Below are 18,467 nucleotides of genomic sequence, written 5' to 3'. Positions count from 1 at the left end.
GAAAAATCCCCTTATCATAGCCAAAAGTAGGCCGGAATGATTAAAATAGAGGGAAAAATCCTCTTATCATAGCCGAAAGTAGGCTGTAATGATCTAAATAAAGGGAAAAATCCCCTTATCTTGGCAAAAGTAGGCCGGGATGATCAAGATAGAGGGAAAAATCCCCTTATTTTAGCAAAAGTAGGCTGTAATGATCTAAATAAAGGGAAAAATCCCCTTATCATAGCCAAAAGTAGGCTGTAATGATCAAAATAGAGGGAAAAATCCCCTTATCTAGGCAAAAGTAGGCTGAGATGATCAAAATAGAGGGAAAAATCCCTCTACGCCCCGCCGTATCCCCACGCCCTCAGGCCCCGCTCCGACCGTGCTCCGGCCCACTCCGTCCATGCTTCGTCCATGCTTCGTCCGTGCTCCGGCCCACTCCGACCTAGCTCCGGCCCTCCGGCCATGCTCTGTCCCCGCTCCGTCCATGCTCAGTCCATGCTCAGTCCATGCTCCGGCCTTGCTTCGGCCCCACTCCGGCCATGCTCCAGCCTAGCTCCGGCTCACTCCGACCATGCTCCGGCCTAGCTCCGGCAGCCCACCACCAAACCCGGCCTAAACCCGGCCGACCTGGCCCAATGAAGGCGTTCTGCTGCCAAGCAGCGCGTTTCTCCACTGCTCATATACCGCCCAGGCGCTGCCGTTGTCGAGCAGATGCTTGCAGGTATACACGCCTTCCTCCAGCGAGCCGGCTTTGCCGGCCAGATGCAGTCTGGCCCCGCCGTTCAGCAGGGTCTGGTTATAGAAGGCCATATGCCCACCGCCCTGCAACACCGCTTCTGCGGTCTGCAGCTGAAGCTCCGGTGTCCAGTCCAGCTCCGGCACCTCGGTTTCAAGTCCCAGCGACTCGGGGTCGATAATATCAAGCTGGGCCTGGCCGTCAGCTATTGTATACACGCGGTTTGGCCGGTCGATGAATAGATCCTCAGACCCTTCAACACCCTGCACAACCAGGCCTTTTTGGTAACCAAGCTTGATGATCAGTCTGGAAATCCGGTCAAATACGGTATTATGGTAGATGCCAAAAACAATGTAGGGGGAGCAAGAGTAGTCGATCAGCTTCTCGGCAGTATTCAGAATGGTCCGCATGCCGATATCCTCTCTTAACGGCCGGAGCTCACCGAGCGGCGGACACCACTGATCCGCCTGGGCGAACAGTACACCGCTCTCTGCCGCCGCTGCAATGGCGTCATCCCGGGAGAGCCCGGCAACACGGACGCCTGCAGCCTCAATGATATCCTGCAGCGTTATGCCCCATTTTGGCGGAAGCGGCGCTGCACCATGCAGTGTAACAGGAATACCTGCTGCCGCAAGCACAAATGCGGTCGGAAAGGTAGCAATGAAGGAATTCCTCCGGCCGTCATACGGGCCTGCGCAGTCCAGACCCTGCTGCACAGGCTCACGGCGTGCATATTTGCGGCACACGGCAACAAACGCCTCCAGCTCCTCGATGCTCTCCAGCTTGATCCGCTCGGCAATCAGGAAGGCGCCGATCTGCACGGGCGAGGCGGTCTGGCAGAGAATCGCCTCAGCTGCCGTCAGGGCTTCGTCATAACTCAAGTCCCGGGCACCGCGCTTGCCTCTGGCTACTTCTTTTAACAGGTTGATCATATCGGATTCTCCTTAAGTTTGATCCTGGAGCAGCTGGTAGACCTTGACGATCGAGGTGGCTACATCCACCATCCGTTTGCGTTCATTCATCGCCTGCTTGCGCAGTAGGTCATAAGCTTCGGATTCACTGATGTTTTTGGCTTTGGACAGAATCCCCTTGGCCATGTCGATCCATTTGCGTTCCTCAATCCGCGCGAGCAGCTGCTCCTTCTCCTTGTGCCACTGCTGGCGCTCGAAGCATTGTCTGGAGCTGAAATGAAGAATCCAGTGGATCTCCTGCTCATGCATGTAAGGGGAGAGAATTCCGTCTACAATAATATTGTCGCCGCAGGCGGAGACAGACAGGTTAGCAGTAGCTGAGGTACACCACCAGAGGACGGGGGCGGTTTTGTGCTTGAGCAGCTTTTGTCTCCAGAGCTCAATTTCGGTGACCGGCATACATAGAAGGGTAGCATCGGCGTCCCGGATTAATACAGAAGCTTGCTCTTCACCAGTTGCCGTCCAGGTCACATATCCGCAAGCTTCAAGAATACGCTCGGGACTATGCTCGGAGCGCGCCTCTGTGTCGTTCTCTGTTCTGCCGTTCTGAATCAAGAGCAGGGAATGCATAGCCAGACGCTCCTTTACAGGATCTTCAAGATCTCATTCATATTAGAAATAAACCACTGCCACATTAAATACTATGTAATATTATATAACACGTATTAGGTTGGTTTGTCGATGAATTAAATTATTTAAAATTTATATGTCATAATTGTTGACGTTTTGGGATTGGCTGTAGTATAGTCGATTTAACAAATTCATCAAATGAACGGATACAATGGTGTATCCGGCTTTAGCGGCAACGGCGCCTGCTATCACTTTTATCGCAACGGGAATGTTATGTTTCCGGGCGGAGTGAAGCGGGCTATTTCTGTTGATTTCTGGTGTGCATATAGAGAGGAGAGAAACATATGTCAGATGTACGCAAAAAACTGGTATTAGTCGGAAACGGGATGGCGGGGGTCAGAGCCATTGAGCATTTGCTCAAGCTGGCACCGGATGCTTATGAAATTACGATTTTTGGTTCTGAGCCTCACCCCAACTACAACCGGATCATGTTGTCATCTGTCCTGGCGGGCGGAGCGGATATGAACGACATCATCATTAATGACCTGGAATGGTACCGCAGTAACGGCATCAGGCTCTATACCGGACATACTGTAACTTCCATTGATACGGTGAACCGGAAAGTTCACACCGATAAAGGAGTGGAAGCCGGCTACGATGAGCTCATTCTGGCAACCGGGTCCAATCCGTTTATGCTTCCGCTGCCCGGTGCAGACAAAGAGGGCGTAATTGCCTTCCGCGACATCAAGGACACGCAGATTATGCAGGAAACAGCCAAGACCCACCGCAAAGCGCTGGTTATCGGCGGAGGTCTGCTGGGTCTGGAGGCGGCCAGGGGGCTGCTGCATCTGGGGATGGAGGTCTCGGTTGTTCATATCAACGAATATATAATGGAACGCCAGCTGGATGAGGCTGCTGCAATCATGCTGCAGAAGGAGCTGGAAGCGCAAGGCATGAAGTTTCTGCTGAAGAAGCAATCCGAAGCGATTCTCGGCAAAAAAAGAGTCAAAGGCCTGCTGTTCGCAGACGGCGAGGTCGCTGAAACGGATCTGATCGTTATGGCTGTCGGCATCAAGCCGAATGTGGAGCTGGCCCGCGGAAGCGGCATACACGTGAACCGTGGTATTATCGTCAATGATTACATGGAGACGAATATTCCCGGCATCTATGCTGTAGGGGAATGTGCAGAGCACCGGGGAATTGCCTACGGGCTTGTGGCCCCGCTGTATGAGCAGGGAGCCGTTCTCGCCAAAAGACTGGGCGGAGCACAAACGGAAGGCTATGCCGGTTCCGTTACCTCAACCAAGCTGAAGGTATCCGGGGTTGACGTTTTCTCGGCAGGCCAGTTCATTGAGCAGCCCGGCTCCAGAGCCCTCCGGTATCAGGACGAGATCGAGGGAGTCTATAAAAAGCTGGTGATACAGGAAGATAAGCTGATCGGCGCGGTTTTGTTCGGGGATACCAGTGACGGTGCGCCGCTGTTCTCCATTATTAAGAACGGTGAGAATATCAAAGGCAAGGAGAAAGAGCTGCTGCTCGGCATCTCCTCTGACGCACTGGGTTCACAGAAAGGAAATGACCGCCTGGAAGCGATGGCTGACGATGAGATTATCTGCGGCTGTAACGGGGTCTCCAAAGGAGCGATTGCCGAGGCGATCCAGTCCGGCGGCTGCACCAGTGTTGGTGACATTAAAGCCTGCACGAAAGCTTCTGCCTCCTGCGGCGGCTGTAAGCCGATGGTGGAAGGTCTGCTTCAGCTGTATGCCGGAGATAAGGCTGTTAAGGTGAAAGAAGGCATTTGCGGCTGCACCACTCTCGGACGCGATGAGATTGTGGCCGAGATCAAACGGATGAAGCTGATGACCGTCAAGGAAGTTATGCATGTACTGGACTGGAACAACGAAGAAGGCTGCACCAAATGCCGTCCTTCCCTGAACTATTATCTGGGGATGCTGTGGCCGGAAGAGTATATCGATGAAAAAGAGTCACGGTTTACCAACGAGCGCTATCATGCCAACATTCAGAAGGACGGAACCTATTCCGTTGTGCCGCGCATTTACGGCGGAATAACAACTCCGGCGGATCTGATCAAAATTGCCGAGGTTGCCGTCAAGTTCGATGTTCCGATGGTCAAGTTCACGGGCGGCCAGAGACTGGATCTGCTTGGTGTCAAAAAAGAGGATCTCCCGAAGATGTGGGAGGAGCTGGATATGCCTTCCGGCCATGCCTACGGCAAGACGCTGCGTACGGTTAAGACCTGTGTCGGCTCGACCTTCTGCCGCTTTGGGACCCAGGATGCGATCGGGATGGGAATCCGGCTGGAAAAAGCTTTTGAGCGGCTGAACGCACCGTCCAAGGTGAAGCTGGCTGTATCCGGCTGCCCGCGTAACTGTGCGGAAGCGACGATCAAGGATTTTGGCGTCGTGGCGATTGACGGAGGCTGGGAGCTGCATATCGGCGGCAACGGCGGGGTTCATGTCCGGGCGACGGATCTGCTCTGTGTCGTGAAAACAGATGACGAGGTACTGGAATGGGCGAGTGCTTTCCTGCAATATTACCGTGAAAATGCCGTCTGGAACGAGCGCACCTCCACCTGGGTAGAGCGGGTTGGACTGGAAAGCATCAAGCAAGCGCTCGAAAACCGCGAGGAGCGGCTTGCCCTGAAGGAGCGGATTGAAGCAACGCTGGCTCTGACAACCGACCCGTGGAAGCAGATTGTCAATGAGCCGGAGCTGCGCAAAAATTTCACCCCGATCACAGAACCTGAAACGGTATAAGGAGGTCCTATCCATGACAATGACCAAAGTGCTGGTAGGCAATGTAAAGGATATCGATATTAAAGGCTCACGCAAGCTGCAAATGGCGGGTACTGAAATCGCAATATTTCGTCTAACAAGCGGAGAAGTTCTAGCTATTGAAAATAAATGCCCTCATAAAGGCGGCGCCTTATCGGAAGGTATGGTGTGTGGTTCCAAGGTCCACTGTCCGCTTCATGATTCCCGGATTGATCTGCACAGCGGAAATGTGCTTGCTCCGGATACCGGACATGTGAAGACCTATGAAGTGGAAGTGGACCCGGCCAGCGGACAGATTTATCTGACGATCTGATTCTGATTACATTATACAGGGGGAACCGTTATGGATTATGTGAAACCGAATGAAGTGCTGTCTTCCATGATTGAAGCCGGAAAAACCAAAGCAGAGCTGTCCATTCTGCAGCTGATTGTGCGCGGCGGACTCGGCGGGGCAATCCTTGCCTGTGCGACAACCCTTGCTTATACAGCAGCAGCGCAGACCAAGCTTCCGATGATCGGTGCGCTTTTGTTCCCGGTAGGCTTTGTGATGATTATTCTGCTCGGCTTCGAGCTGGTTACCGGCAGCTTTGCTCTAATCCCTCTGGCGGTTCTGGAGAAAAAGACGAACGCTGCGCGGATGCTGAACAATTTCTTCTGGGTCATCATCGGGCATCTGATCGGCTGCGCAGTGTATGCTGCGCTGTATGGACTGACGATCACCAAGATGGGTACGGACATGTCCAATCCGATGATCCAGACCCTGATAACAACCAGTGAAGCCAAGACCACTGCTTATAAAAGCATGGGCGCAGACGGAATGGGCCTGGCTTTCATTAAGGCGATCCTCTGTAACTGGATGGTCACCCTCGGCGCTGTACTGGCGATGACCTCCAAATCCACCGCCGGCAAAATAGCCGCGATGTGGCTGCCGATCCTGACCTTTTTTGCCCAGGGCTTTGAGCATACGGTTGTCAATATGTTTGTCATTCCGGCCGGAATGATGCTCGGGGCTAACGTCAGCTTCGCTGACTGGTGGATCTGGAACGGAATCCCTGTGCTGCTGGGCAATCTGGTCGGCGGCGTGCTGTTCACCGGTCTGCTGATTTATCTCGCCCAGAACGGTTTCCGGTCAGGCCGTGCCGCAACCACCGTTGCAATGCCAACCGGTCATGGCGAAGGCGCCATTGCCAAGACAGCTACCCTGGAGAAAAGCCTATGAGAGAGGGCAGAGAAGGGATCATCTCAATTGTCGGTGCAGGTCCGGGAGATCCGGAGCTAATCACGGTAAAGGCTATGCACCGCATCCAGGCGGCGGACGTTATTCTCTATGACCGGCTGGTAAACGAGGAGCTGCTTGATTATGCACCGGTAAAGGCCCTCCGCATTTATTGCGGCAAAGCACCGGGCCAGCATTCCATGCCGCAGGAATCGATCGAGCGGCTGATGATTATGCACGCGGCCGCTGGAAGCAGGGTGGTCCGGCTGAAGGGCGGAGATCCTTTTGTCTTTGGCAGAGGCGGTGAAGAGCTGCTTGCTGCCGCAGATGCCGGAATTCCCTTCGAGGTCATTCCGGGGATCACCTCAGCGGTCGGTGCAGCCGCCTCGGCCGGAATCCCGCTGACTCACCGCGGGGTAGCTACTTCGTTCGCTGTAGTAACCGGCAGCCGCTGTAATGACGCAGCTGATCCAGTCCGTTGGGATGCCCTGGCTCACAGTGTCGATACCTTGGCTATCTACATGGGAATGAGCCAGCTGGGGGAGATTACAGAGCAGCTGATCAGGCATGGCAAAGACCCGCAGACCCCGGTTGCTCTGATTGAAAAAGGCACGACGGCCGATGAACGGACCGTTACAGGGACGCTCGCGAACATCGTAAAGCTTGCAGCTGTGATGAAAATCAGCAATCCGGCGATGATTATCATTGGCGAAGTGGTTAATATAAGAGATCAGGTATTCAGTCTGCAGCAGCATGCGGCCCGCTACCGGACTGGCTGAGCTCATAGGATCAGCATCAATGTCAAGACCCCACTTTGTGGGGTTCTTTTGTGATATACTTTATATACATTTTGCGCAGTACTAAGGAGGTAATCACCTATGCAAGTTCAACTGGATGCACTCACTACAGAGCGGCTGCAGGCAAGCCTGGCCGGACAACCCGGCGCCTTCAAGCTGTTTTATGACACCGAGGATTGCGGTTGTAACGGTGTTCTGGTTGTGCAGATCGTAGACGGGCCGAACGCCACTGACATTGTATATGAGCAGCAGCCGTTCACCTTTATCGTTGACCGCCAGCAGGAATCGTTATTCGATGAGGTTATGCGGATTCAGGCGGAGGAGAACTATCCGTCTTACAAGGTGACCAGTGATTCCACACTGTATGGCAGCAATGTCAGAATAAAAGATGTACGCAAAATTCACTGTTAATACTTGATTAATAAAACCAAAACCCATTCTCCAATTCAATTTGGAAAATGGGTTTTGATGTTTATGCAATTACATTGATTTAATATACATAAAAACCCATAAAAAATATATATTCCAAAATAAAAATATTGTAATAAATGGGGACTGAGAGTAATATTTGTTCTCGGAAGGATAAGAATTACAAATAAAGTAATTTTAATAGAGGAATCTATCCACAACTACTGTTGAAGATGGAGCAAAAGTAACGGTCTCAGGTAGCTCAGCAGCAATAGAAGTAAATACCTCCAAATATTAAGGTTAAATGGTGTAATAGTATGAAGTTATCGATCAAATTGAGAATTAGTTTATGCATTGTTCTGAGTATGCTTGTTTCACTTCATTTATTTAACACTGTCAATGCCGCAACTTCTTACAAGATTTCAATTAATGAAAATGAACAAATCAGTGAAGTAGTATTAATTAAGGGCACTAATTATATTCCTTTAAAAACGGCTGTCAGACAGTTAGGCTACCATGTGGAATGGCTTCAGTTAAATCGCACGGTAAACTTGTTTATGCCGGGTAGAACCATTGAAATAAAGACATCAACTGGGGAGTCTAAAGTGAATGGTAAAGTATACCCCGGCTCACCGAATGATATCATAGTGAAAAATGGAATAACCTTAATTACTACGAAAAGACTGGCTCAGATCACTGGTTCTTCATTAAAATTACAAGGTAAATCCATCAATATAAGCAACGGCAATCAGTATGTTTATGGAGAATCGGGCTCGAACTCATTCTGGTTCAGTACGGCCGGGGAATTATACAGTATGGTTAAGAATAGTACCCCCCAATTAATTGGAAAGCTGGATGTTACTTTTAATGAGCAGAGGTATTCAAAAATACAAATTACGCCTATTACGACTACAGGTTCGTTTGTAATCGTAGTTAACACATTTTCAGGTGAACCGCTGCTGATTAACACATCTCTAAAAGTATTCATAAAGAACAATGAGATACTTCAGTCTGCAGTTTTTGGTGATGAGGAAGCACTACAAACATCAAAGATAAACGGTTACTGGGTATTTGCTGACAGCCACAGTATGAAGTATGTTGACGATAACGGAAAGGCTGTCCAGAGCTATAACTTTAGAGATTTAATAGGCAATGATCAGTACTCTATTGATGGATTTGCAGGTGATTTGGTCCTGGTCCGGTCTGAAACAAAAAAGGTATTATGGATTCTTGATACACATACAAAGCAAAGTGCTTTACTCTATAAAGCTATTTTAAGCGTTGATGAGCAGTCATCCATTGAAAAAAATACGGATCCTGCAGATATGCATTATGGAGATAATTTGCATTTGATCTCAGTTAAAGGCAGCATATTAACGTTTTCTTATTTCAGTTATTTACAGGGCGCTAAGGATACAGAATTCACAGTAGAAATAAGTAAAATTAAAAATTATTTATCTGCGCAATAAGGAGAAAGAGGGTTGCTTTTGAAAAAATACAGATGGTTAGTTATTTTAGCAATTGTAGTAATTGCATCTTTAACCACTCTAGGTGTAATCGTAGCGAGCCAAAAAAGTGAACTTGAAAAATTACCTGCGTTAATGGATGCCTCGGGTAAGATTGAGCTGAAAGTTGGTGACTTTAAGCTTGAAAAGCAGCCTTTATTGGGAGACCCAAATGCCCCAGTCAAAGTTATAGAGTTTGTTGATTTCAAATGTCCGTCCTGTAAAGCTTGGGAAGAAGCTAATTTTGCAATTCTAAACGAGGAATACATTAAAACAGGTAAAGTTCAGTTTTATATGATTAATTTTCCGTTTCTCGGGCCGGATTCGATTGAAGCAGGAGTTGCTGCCGAATCAATATTTAAGCAAAGCCCGGATAAGTATTGGGATTTTATGCAGAAGCTATTTCAAAATCAGGGTCAAGAAAAAACGATATGGGCCACGGAGAAGTTTCTGCTGAATTTTGTTCATGATAATATTGATGATATCGATTACGACCAATTTAAAAAGGATCTGCAGAATCATACCTATCTGTTTGAAGTTAAAGAGGATTTTAAAATCGCAGCTGCCAATGGGGTATATGGTACACCGAGTTTTATTGTTAACGGAGTTAAAACTGACGTAGATCAATTGGAGGCTGCAATTCAATCAGAATTAAATTGAGTTCAAAGAAAAATAACGGATTGTTAAAAGAAAAATAACGGATTGTTAAAAGAAAAATAAACAGCAGCTCCTCTCAAAGGGAGAACTGCTGTTTTTTCTTGCTAAGAAGCCTTAATAAGCCGTTCACCCGCCGTCAGCTGTAACGACTATACCATTCACAAAGCTGGGTTCATCAGATGCCAGGAACAAGGCTAGTCCTGCGATTTCCTCCGGCTTGCCTTTACGGGGATAAAGCGCCAGTCCAGCTTGAATACGGCCCATTCCGGCTTTGATCTGGTCCACGGTTTCTTTTGCCGCGTCTGCATTAATATCAGAGACTAGCTGCAGATTCCGGCAAAATTGAACCGTCTTACCATTGTTGTATATACTAGAGTTACTTTTGAGGAGAAGAGGATCGCAGATGAAGTTTATCGGACTCGATATCGGGACTACCTCCATTACGGGGCTCGTGTATTCGCTGGAGCATAAAATGGTACTCTGCAGTATTACAGAAGAATGCGACACAGCTGTTCCTGGAGACCACCAGGAATGGGAAAGACTCCAGGACCCTGAAGTGATCTGTGAAAGTATCGGCCGTATGCTGGAGGAGCTGCTTCAGACGGAGGAGGATGTTATGGGAATCGGCCTGACTGGCCAGATGCACGGCATCGTCTATACAGATGGCAATGGGCAGCATGTCAGTCCGCTATATACATGGCAGGATGGCAGGGCAGCGTTACCTTGTGGCGACGGGATTACATATGCTGAAAAACTTAGAATGTTGACAGGCTATTCTGTTCCTCCCGGATACGGGTTAGCCACCCATTACTATAATCTGCAGCAGGATCTGGTTCCGGCCGTAGCCGTCAGCTTCTGCACCATTGCCGACTATGTTGCCCTCCGCCTGACTGGCGGCATCATGCCTGTTGTCGATGCCACTCAGGCTGCAGCCATCGGAGGCTACAGCTTTACACTGGAAGACTTTGATTATCCTGCCATTGAACGGGCGGGGATCATGGCGGAAATGCTGCCCAAGGTTGTACCTTCCGGAACGCTTGTTGGGCATACTCCAGGCGGATTGCCGGTTTACTGCTCGCTCGGGGATAATCAGGCCAGCTTCCTTGGAAGTGTTCCGTCTCCTGAGCAGTCGGTGCTGATTAACATCGGTACCGGAAGTCAGCTGTCCGCATTGTTACCGGACGGTGAATACAATATTGAAGGGATGGAGACACGGCCTTTTCCCGGCGGCGGCAGACTGGCTGTCGGTGCAGCGCTAAGCGGAGGGAAATCGTATGCGCTGCTTGAGCAATTTTACCGGGAAGTCATCCGTAATTATACCGGGGAGGAACCGGGGGAAATGTACAGCTTTATGGAGCGGCTGCTTGCTAACAGCCTCCCGTCAGCCCAAGGCTTAAAGGTTACTACCCGGTTTCTTGGGACCCGGGCTCATCCGGAGCTGCGCGGCAGCATCGGGCAGATCTCACTGGATAATTTCACTCCCGCTAATCTGGCGCACGGGTTTCTTCAGGGGATAGTGGATGAGCTGTATGCTTTTTATGAGGCTCTGACCCGGGTAACCGGTAATGTGTATACAATCCTCATCGGATCAGGCAATGCGCTGCGGCTTAACAATGTTTTGCGTGAGAAGGTACGTACCGACTTTGGGCTGCCGTTTGCATTCAGCTTGTCCATTGAGGAAGCGGCTGTCGGCGCGGCATTATGTGCTGCTGCAGGGGGCGGCTTCATAACCGGCTTCCGTGAAGCCGGGCAATACATCGGGCTGGATCAGCCGGAATGATCTGTTCGGTACCCCTGCTGCATGAGGATGAAAAGGGCGATCCTTGAAGGCTGGCCTTTTTTGCGATGCAATGGCTATACGGTTATCCAATAGGTACTTGCTCTCAGGAATGGACTTTATCTCGAAAAAATTGCCGTCCTGCGCGGGAGCATCGGCAGTTTCGTGTCCGATATAGAATGCAGCTTAATTGCAATCGTACGGGGCGGAAGGCTATAATAGCTACTATATCTTTTCCAACCCGCACCAGAAAGTAGGATTACTATGAAAGCCGTAATGTTGTTCCTTTGGGGAATTGTCCTGTTTATTTTCACCTGTGCCGCTGATTCAAGCTTTTGGAGCAAGGGGGTAATGCCTTATTTTCACCTGACCCCGAACCCGGATTTTCATAACCTGCTCCAGATGGACATCAAGTACACTGAACTCTTCATCACCCGCAAAATTGGCCATTTTATAGGGTTTGCAATCTTCGGAATGCTGCTCTACCGGATAAATAAAAGCTACATAAAAAGTATCGTCTGGTCCATAGCGTTCGCTGTGTCCACAGAAATTTTCCAGCTTTATTTCGGGCGGGACGGGAGAATTTACGACATGGTCAATGACTCTGCGGGAATCGTCGCCGGTATCATTCTTATAGCAGTGGTTAAAAGGTGGACCGGTGCTGCCGGGCTACAGGCAAGACGCAGGTAATCATTTGTGTGAAAAGACGGCGTTCATTCTAAGAAACAGAATGGGCGTCGTTTTCTTTTAACTAGATTGGCGTTGTCTCCATAGTGGACTAAGCCGGCAGCCTGTGAAAATCAGCAGATTAGCCGCAATGGTAATCAGGAACACGGTACGCGGGCCTGACAGCTCTGAGATCCAGCCGGAAGCTATGATCGCAAACGGCATACCCAGCTTAAAAATAGAACCGGTGATCCCGCTTACCCGGCCGATCAGATGATAAGGTGTTGTCTCCTGACGGAATGTCCAGATGCTGACTGTGCTTACGGTCTCGAAGCAGCCATACAGAAACAGTCCTCCGGCGAGCAGATACGCTGAATGTGACATATAGAACAGAATCCCTGTCAGTCCGGTTAATAAGCACGACAGCGTGATTAAGCGCCCAACCGGAAACAGATTCCGCAATTTAACGATGAGCAGGCTTCCGGCCAGTCCGCCAAGCCCGGCAGCCGAGAATACAATCCCGAGTTCAAGGTTGCTCAGCACAAGCTCATCTTTGGCAAAGAAAATAATAGTCGTATCCACCATGCCCGATGTACTGTTCAGAAACACCACGGCAATGCTCATGGACAGCAGCAGGCGATTGCTGCGCAGCTCGGCCCAGCCTGCCTGCAGCTCTCTCCAGAAGCCCTCTCTGCTGCCGGCTGCAGTCCTTACAGGCTCATTGGTTCTGATAAAGCTTAAGGTTACGAACGCCAGACTGAAGGCAACTGCTGTAAGCAGCAGGGCTTCGTGCATTTTGGGCAGCATCAGCAGCAGTCCGCTCAATACCGGACCGGCAATGCTGATAAAGGTAGTGACGAAGGTATAGGATGCATTCGCGGGTGTTAACATCGAGTGAGGAAGGGAATGCTTGACCATAGCTACCCGGGCATTGGAATAGGCATAGCCGAATGTCATTAGCATAAAGCCGGCCACATAGAACATTGGACCAGAATGATACCCCCGCTCAATCGTCAGATAAAGTGCAGCCAGAATTACAATCTGCAGCAGAATAGCTGTTAGAGACCATCTTTTCTTCTGTACCCTGTCCACAATTACACCGATGAACATCGCCAGCAGCAGGTTCGGCAGAAACTCAATCCCGCGCATCGCGGACATGACTACCGAGGATTTCGTGAAGTCATAGAGTATGAGGGGGAGCGCAAGTTCGTAAATTTTGTTTCCCAACGCCATAACGGCTCCGGCGCCAAGCAGAACCATAAAGGCCGGGCTGCGCCAGATTGAAGGGCCTGCGGGTTCCGTCTGTATTGTTGTTTTGATCATTTTAATCACACGCTCCTCTTTACTAACGGGTTGCCTCAAATTATACTTTTACAAAAGTAGAACAAAAATAGAAAGATCGTTTGCATCCTTTCGCCTTTTAGAGGAGGAGTAGAAGTGGACATAGAGGAATATTATCTGCAGCTAAAAAACCATTACACTGCACAAGCTGACGGCGAGTGGTTTCCGGTCACAATAAACGAACTCGCGTTAGTCTTTGACTGCACCCGCCGTAATGCGCAATTTCTGATTCAAAAGCTGAAAGAGCAACATTTCATCGGCTGGAAATCCGGACTGGGCAGGGGCAATTCATCCCAGCTGGCCCTGCTGCGCAACATAGATGAATTAATTCTCGCCAGAGCTCAAAGCTTAAGTGTAAATGGACAGCTAAGTGAAGCTTTTGCATGCATACAGGCAAGTGAACGGGAAGCGGTTCAAGCTGAATTTCATACATGGCTGGGGAACCGGTTCGGTGTGCAGAAGGAGCGGACTGAGGAGGATATCCTGCGCTATCCGTTCTACCGGCCTGTCCCGGATCTGGACCCGATGAAGGTCGTGCGGCGTACAGAAGCGCATCTAATCAGCCAGCTGTTCGACACTTTGACACGATTTGATCCGTTCAGCAAAAAACTGAAGCCTGGACTGGCTCATCACTGGGAGCATGATGGGACGTACAGACGCTGGACCTTTTATCTCCGCAAAGGTGTGCTGTTTCATCACGGCAAACCGTTTAAGGCTAAGGACGTACAATACACATTCAATAGGATTAGGGAGTGGAACGGAGAAGACTGGCTGATTAATAGTGTGCAGGCCATAGAAGTTACCAGTACATACAGTGTTTGCTTCGAGCTGAAGGAAAGCAATGCGCTTTTTGCACATTTTATTGCTACTGAACGTTTCTCCATTGTACCGGATGATCTGGAGCAGCTGGATGCCAGACGCAACTTTGCACGGCTGCCGGCAGGCACCGGACCATTTAGTATGCGGAGTAATACTGAGTCGATGCTGATCATGGACGCTAATGAGCATTACTTTGCCGGACGTCCCTATTTAGATGTTATTGAAATGTGGGTCTGGCCTGATTATGAGGAGGAGCTGCGGCATACACAGCCGTCCGGACAAACGCAGCTGCTGTATTTTGAAGCGATGGATAAGGGGGAAGCCGAAGAAAGACTAAATCAGCTGGAATTGGGCAGCACTGTGCTTACCTTCAACCTCTCTAAACCGGGTGTAGTTCAGGATTATAGTCTGCGACATGCTATACATTTGGCGCTCAGCCGAGAGCATATGATCCGTGAGCTTAAAGGAAGAAGAAACAAGCCCTCATCAGGATTTCATCCCGGCTATTACAATGCTGATTATGGAAGGGATATATCAATAGCAGCAGCAAAAAAAAGCATAGAACAATCCTCTTATAACGGAGAAACGCTGCAGCTCTATACGTATGAATATTTCAGCAATGAGGAGGATGCCCGCTGGATTATGGCAGCATGCAGCCAAATAGGAGTCCAGATCGAACTCACCATCCTGCCAATCCGTGAATTATCACAGGAAGAGGTGATCCTGCAGGCGGATATGATCTATGCCGGAGAGGTGCTGGGGGATCAGCCTGCCATCACTCTAATTGAAATGTACCGCTCGAAAAACGGGTATATCCGCAATCATCTGCACGCCCCGCTCAGGGCTAAAATAGATGCCATACTCGCTGATGCCTTGATTGAAACAGGTGAGGACGAGCAGCTGAATATGCTTAGAGCAGTTGAAGAGGAGATGAAGCAGCAGCTGAATGTGCTGTTTATATACCATAGTGTGCAGGAAGTCGGCTACGACCGCTCTCTTCACGGCATATCTCTAAATGCGTGGGGGAAGATCAACTATAAGGATGTCTGGGTAAAATAAACCTGAAAAACATCCCGGAAAATACTCCCGGGATGTTTATTTGCTTAAAGTTTATTTAGGTGAAAGGGTAAACCGGAAGAAGTACGGCCGGTTAGCAGGCAGCATAAATTCCTTGTGAATCGGCGCTCCCCAGCTGTCATCGCCGCCGACACCCATCTGCTTGTAGTTCACGCGCAGTACGGTTTTGTCTGAGGCAGGCAGCTTATATACATGGTCGCTTGCTTCAAGCTCATCCGGTGTCCATGGCATTGCATTAAGCTCGAACAGGGAAGGAGCATCAATCATGAAGCCATGGCCGTCAGCACCGTTTGTCAGTGAAGCGAACCTGACATCGGTTTTGTTGCCGGATTCCTGCGGACGCAGGTAAGGGGTGAACTGGTCACTGACCTTACCGCAGTAGCTGCCGACAGCTGCACTGGTGTTACGGTCCCAATGGTTCTCATGCGGGCCGCGGCCGTACCAGGAGATGGTATCAAGTCCGCTGTCCAGCACAAACATCATGCCGAATTCCGGAAGCTCAGGCAGACTGCTGCTGCCCGGATTCAGCTCCTGGCTGATCTCAACGGAGCCGTTACTGCGGACATCGTATTTCACGCGCAGGATAGAATCCGGACCAGTGAATAATACATAGTCTGCAGAGATCGTGCAGCGGTTGTCTAAAGCCTCAAAGCTGAAGCTGATCAGACTCTGGCTGCTTGAAGCTTCTTTCCATACAGCGCTGCGTTTGTCGAGGCCATTACCCAGGTCGTTATCGGTCACCGCTCTCCAGAAATTGGTTCTGGCCGGCTGCAGGAGCTGTTCTTTACCGTTTGCCACATAGGAGTAAAGCTCACCGCTTGTTGTATCAAACGAAACGGAGAACGCTTCTCCGGAAACAGTTACAGTATCTTCCTGCTCGGTCACCTGAAGCGATCCGCTGCCAATGGCAGGGCAGCTGGCGGCAATCCATGGCACCAGAACGAACTGCTCCCACGCAATAACATGCCCGGCTTCAGACCATTCTGTAGCTTCAGCCTGGGTGAAGGAGAGGGTCAGTACAGCTTCCTTATCGTTCAGCAGATCGCTTGCTTCATAAGGAATGGCGACTTCAATGGTTTCACCCGGTGCTGCAGATACCTGCAGAGAGCCTTCCTGTGCCGTTTCACCGTTCAGGGATACATTCCACTGCAGCTGATATTCGCTCAGGTCGGTGAACAGGTAGTTGTTCTTGATCTGGAAGCTGCCTTTTTGCAGGTCAAGGGCAGTGAGCTTGATGTACTGGTAGCATTTTTTGACCTCAAGCAGCTTCGGAGTCACGGCACGGTCAGCGAAGAGCAGTCCATTCCCGCTGAAATTTCCGTCATGCGGGTTTTCACCGAAATCGCCGCCGTAGGCCAGATATTCCACTCCATCTGCGGTTTTGGTCCGGATCGCCTGATCCACCCAGTCCCAGATGAATCCGCCCTGAATGATGTCATATTGATCGAACAGCTCTGTGTAGAGGTGCAGCCCGCCGCAGGAATTACCCATTGCATGGCTGTACTCGCAGAGAATGTACGGCTTTTTCGGATTGTTTTTGGCATAGTGCTCAACTTCATGCGGTCTGATGTACATCGTGGACTCGATATCGCTGGCTGCCTCGGAAGGTCTGTAATGGAAAATGCCTTCATAATGCACCGGACGGGTCGGATCTGCTTCTCTCAGATAGTCATGCATGGCAATAAAGTTATCGCCGCCGAAGGACTCATTGCCCAGTGACCAGATGATGACCGACGGATGGTTCTTGTCGCGCTGCATCATGGAATTACAGCGGTCGATAACGTTGGCCAGCCACTCCGGTCTGCTTGCCGGAACGTTCGTCTCAACGAGCTCTTCCTGACCGTATTGCCAGGAGCCATGGGTCTCCAGATTGGTCTCGTCGATGACATACAAGCCATATTCATCACACAGCTCGTACCAGATGGACTGGTTCGGGTAGTGGGAGGTACGTACGGCATTGATATTATGCGACTTCATCAGCTGGACGTCACGGATCATATCCGCTTTGGAGAGGGCGCGTCCGGTGTCGCAGGAGAATTCATGACGGTTGGTTCCCTTCAAGACAATGCGTTTGCCGTTGATTTTCATCAGGCCGTCTTTGATTTCAAAGGTGCGGAAGCCCACTCTGGTGCTGATAAATTCCTGTACCTGCTGCTGATCGTCAATAACGCTGATAACTGCCGTGTACAGGTATGGCTTCTCAGCGCTCCATTTTTCCGGATTTGCGATATGACGGCTCAGCTGAATCTCTTGAACATCTGTTCCGTTAAAAGTAACAGCGGCCGACAGCGGCTGTTCCCAAAGCGCCTGCTTTTGCGCATCATAGAGCTGTACTTCAACCGAATAAGGATTCATTCCGCTGTTAAAATAATTCTCCAGCTGGAGCTTCACCCTCAGCTCGGCATCGGTAAATGCAGCGTCCAGCTCCGTTACTACAGAGAAGTCAATAAGATGAACCTGCGGTGTAGTATACAAGTAGACGTCGCGGAAAATCCCGCTCAGCCGCCAGAAATCCTGATCCTCCAGCCAGCTTGCATCACACCAGCGGTAGACTTCTACAGCCAGCTTGTTCTCGCCTTCCCGCAGATAAGCGGTAATATCATATTCCGACGGAGTAAAGGTGTCCTCGCCGTATCCGACCAGCTCACCGTTCACCCATACATAAAAGGCCGCTTCGACCCCCTGGAAGCTGATGAATACTGGCTGTCCTGCCCAGCCTTCAGGCACAGTAAAAGTGCGTGTATAAGAGCCGACCGGATTGTACTTTGTAGGTGCAAACGGCGGCTTCAAGTCCGGCTCGGAGACGGCCCACGGGTAACGGACATTGGTATATTGAGGGTAGTCATAGCCCTGGAGCTGCCAATGCGAAGGCACCGGAATCTCGGCCCAGCTGCTGTTATCATAATCCAGGGTATAGAAATCCTTAATCCGCTGCTCCGGAGTCTCTGCAAAAGCAAACTTCCAGCTGCCGTTAAGGGAATGATAGTTCGGGGACGCTGCGAACTCGCCTTGAAGTGCCTGCTCTACAGTTGTATAGGAGATCATGGATGCATGAGCCGGCAGGCGGTTCAGCTGAAAGATTTCGGGATTGTTATTCCATTCGGGATAACCGTTGGCTGGTGGTTGGTAGTCTAGCTTCTTGCGCAC

At 50.1% G+C, this 18,467-nt stretch carries 14 protein-coding genes and 1 pseudogene; 10 read left to right on the top strand and 5 right to left on the bottom strand.

The genetic code is table 11. The features are described from left to right. Positions 1-597: 597 nt before the first annotated feature. Positions 598-1,653 (bottom strand): anthranilate phosphoribosyltransferase, encoded by a 1,056-nt coding sequence (locus tag M2108_RS02835; protein ID WP_277467393.1) that lies wholly within the window; start codon positions 1,651-1,653, stop codon positions 598-600. 12 nt (positions 1,654-1,665) lie between these two features. After that, a complete protein-coding gene (locus M2108_RS02830; RefSeq protein ID WP_277467394.1) occupies positions 1,666-2,262 on the bottom strand; it encodes an ANTAR domain-containing response regulator in 597 nt (198 codons plus the stop codon). Between the two features lie 344 nt (positions 2,263-2,606). On the opposite strand from M2108_RS02830, the gene nirB reads away from it, so the two are divergent. From nirB to M2108_RS02795, 7 genes are all read left to right on the top strand, one after another. Continuing rightward, positions 2,607-5,039, top strand: a complete 2,433-nt coding sequence (nirB, locus tag M2108_RS02825; protein ID WP_277467395.1) for a nitrite reductase large subunit NirB — start codon at positions 2,607-2,609, stop codon at positions 5,037-5,039. A gap of 19 nt (positions 5,040-5,058) precedes the next feature. Then, positions 5,059-5,370, top strand: a complete 312-nt coding sequence (gene nirD / locus M2108_RS02820) for a nitrite reductase small subunit NirD (RefSeq protein ID WP_221801661.1) — start codon at positions 5,059-5,061, stop codon at positions 5,368-5,370. A gap of 30 nt (positions 5,371-5,400) precedes the next feature. Then, entirely contained in the window at positions 5,401-6,276 is an 876-nt protein-coding gene (locus M2108_RS02815; protein WP_277467396.1) for a formate/nitrite transporter family protein, read from the top strand. Next, positions 6,273-7,052: a uroporphyrinogen-III C-methyltransferase gene (gene cobA / locus M2108_RS02810; RefSeq protein ID WP_277467397.1), complete on the top strand. Its 780-nt coding sequence runs from the start codon at positions 6,273-6,275 to the stop codon at positions 7,050-7,052. Before M2108_RS02815 ends, cobA begins: the two co-directional genes overlap by 4 nt. A gap of 99 nt (positions 7,053-7,151) precedes the next feature. Continuing rightward, positions 7,152-7,481 (top strand): iron-sulfur cluster biosynthesis family protein, encoded by a 330-nt coding sequence (locus M2108_RS02805; RefSeq protein ID WP_277467399.1) that lies wholly within the window; start codon positions 7,152-7,154, stop codon positions 7,479-7,481. Positions 7,482-7,795: 314 nt separating this feature from the next. Continuing rightward, a complete protein-coding gene (locus M2108_RS02800) occupies positions 7,796-8,947 on the top strand; it encodes a stalk domain-containing protein (protein ID WP_277467400.1) in 1,152 nt (383 codons plus the stop codon). An 18-nt stretch (positions 8,948-8,965) separates the two neighbouring features. Next, on the top strand, positions 8,966-9,643 hold the full coding sequence (locus M2108_RS02795; RefSeq protein WP_277467402.1) for a DsbA family protein: 678 nt from the start codon (positions 8,966-8,968) through the stop codon (positions 9,641-9,643). A gap of 123 nt (positions 9,644-9,766) precedes the next feature. Here the strand turns inward: M2108_RS02795 and M2108_RS02790 are convergent. Further along, positions 9,767-9,907: pseudogene (locus tag M2108_RS02790) on the bottom strand (SDR family oxidoreductase); the annotation flags it as partial. Positions 9,908-10,043: 136 nt separating this feature from the next. On the opposite strand from M2108_RS02790, the gene M2108_RS02785 reads away from it, so the two are divergent. Together M2108_RS02785 and M2108_RS02780 are read left to right on the top strand one after the other, a co-directional pair. Next, the gene (locus M2108_RS02785; protein WP_277467404.1) at positions 10,044-11,420 is read left to right on the top strand and encodes a sedoheptulokinase; all 1,377 of its coding nucleotides are present in this window, start codon (positions 10,044-10,046) and stop codon (positions 11,418-11,420) included. A gap of 261 nt (positions 11,421-11,681) precedes the next feature. After that, positions 11,682-12,107, top strand: a complete 426-nt coding sequence (locus tag M2108_RS02780; protein ID WP_277467405.1) for a VanZ family protein — start codon at positions 11,682-11,684, stop codon at positions 12,105-12,107. 57 nt (positions 12,108-12,164) lie between these two features. On the opposite strand, the gene M2108_RS02775 is transcribed toward M2108_RS02780, so the two are convergent. Next, positions 12,165-13,406, bottom strand: coding sequence for an MFS transporter (locus M2108_RS02775; RefSeq protein WP_277467406.1), 1,242 nt, complete (start codon positions 13,404-13,406; stop codon positions 12,165-12,167). A gap of 114 nt (positions 13,407-13,520) precedes the next feature. On the opposite strand from M2108_RS02775, the gene M2108_RS02770 reads away from it, so the two are divergent. Next, a complete protein-coding gene (locus M2108_RS02770) occupies positions 13,521-15,302 on the top strand; it encodes an ABC transporter substrate-binding protein (protein WP_277467407.1) in 1,782 nt (593 codons plus the stop codon). A 51-nt stretch (positions 15,303-15,353) separates the two neighbouring features. Here M2108_RS02770 and lacZ read toward each other — a convergent pair whose 3' ends face one another. Next, complete coding sequence (lacZ, locus tag M2108_RS02765; protein WP_277467408.1) at positions 15,354-18,467, bottom strand: beta-galactosidase, LacZ type; 3,114 nt, start codon at positions 18,465-18,467, stop codon at positions 15,354-15,356.

This window comes from Paenibacillus sp. PastM-3 (assembly GCF_029893965.1).
In the GTDB taxonomy this organism is placed as follows: domain Bacteria; phylum Bacillota; class Bacilli; order Paenibacillales; family Paenibacillaceae; genus Paenibacillus_AQ.
The sequence above is the reverse complement of the archived record's forward strand: the minus strand, read 5'-3'. Positions and strand labels throughout refer to the sequence as shown.

What these genes read in the sequence shown, in the direction of transcription:
- M2108_RS02815 (WP_277467396.1), top strand. Translation starts at nt 5,401, where the DNA reads ATGGATTATGTGAAACCGAATGAAGTGCTGTCTTCCATGATTGAAGCC.
- cobA (WP_277467397.1), top strand. Translation starts at nt 6,273, where the DNA reads ATGAGAGAGGGCAGAGAAGGGATCATCTCAATTGTCGGTGCAGGTCCG.
- M2108_RS02805 (WP_277467399.1), top strand. Translation starts at nt 7,152, where the DNA reads ATGCAAGTTCAACTGGATGCACTCACTACAGAGCGGCTGCAGGCAAGC.
- nirB (WP_277467395.1), top strand. Translation starts at nt 2,607, where the DNA reads ATGTCAGATGTACGCAAAAAACTGGTATTAGTCGGAAACGGGATGGCG.
- nirD (WP_221801661.1), top strand. Translation starts at nt 5,059, where the DNA reads ATGACCAAAGTGCTGGTAGGCAATGTAAAGGATATCGATATTAAAGGC.
- M2108_RS02800 (WP_277467400.1), top strand. Translation starts at nt 7,796, where the DNA reads ATGAAGTTATCGATCAAATTGAGAATTAGTTTATGCATTGTTCTGAGT.
- M2108_RS02835 (WP_277467393.1), bottom strand. Translation starts at nt 1,653, where the DNA reads ATGATCAACCTGTTAAAAGAAGTAGCCAGAGGCAAGCGCGGTGCCCGG.
- M2108_RS02785 (WP_277467404.1), top strand. Translation starts at nt 10,044, where the DNA reads ATGAAGTTTATCGGACTCGATATCGGGACTACCTCCATTACGGGGCTC.
- M2108_RS02775 (WP_277467406.1), bottom strand. Translation starts at nt 13,406, where the DNA reads ATGATCAAAACAACAATACAGACGGAACCCGCAGGCCCTTCAATCTGG.
- M2108_RS02780 (WP_277467405.1), top strand. Translation starts at nt 11,682, where the DNA reads ATGAAAGCCGTAATGTTGTTCCTTTGGGGAATTGTCCTGTTTATTTTC.
- M2108_RS02830 (WP_277467394.1), bottom strand. Translation starts at nt 2,262, where the DNA reads ATGCATTCCCTGCTCTTGATTCAGAACGGCAGAACAGAGAACGACACA.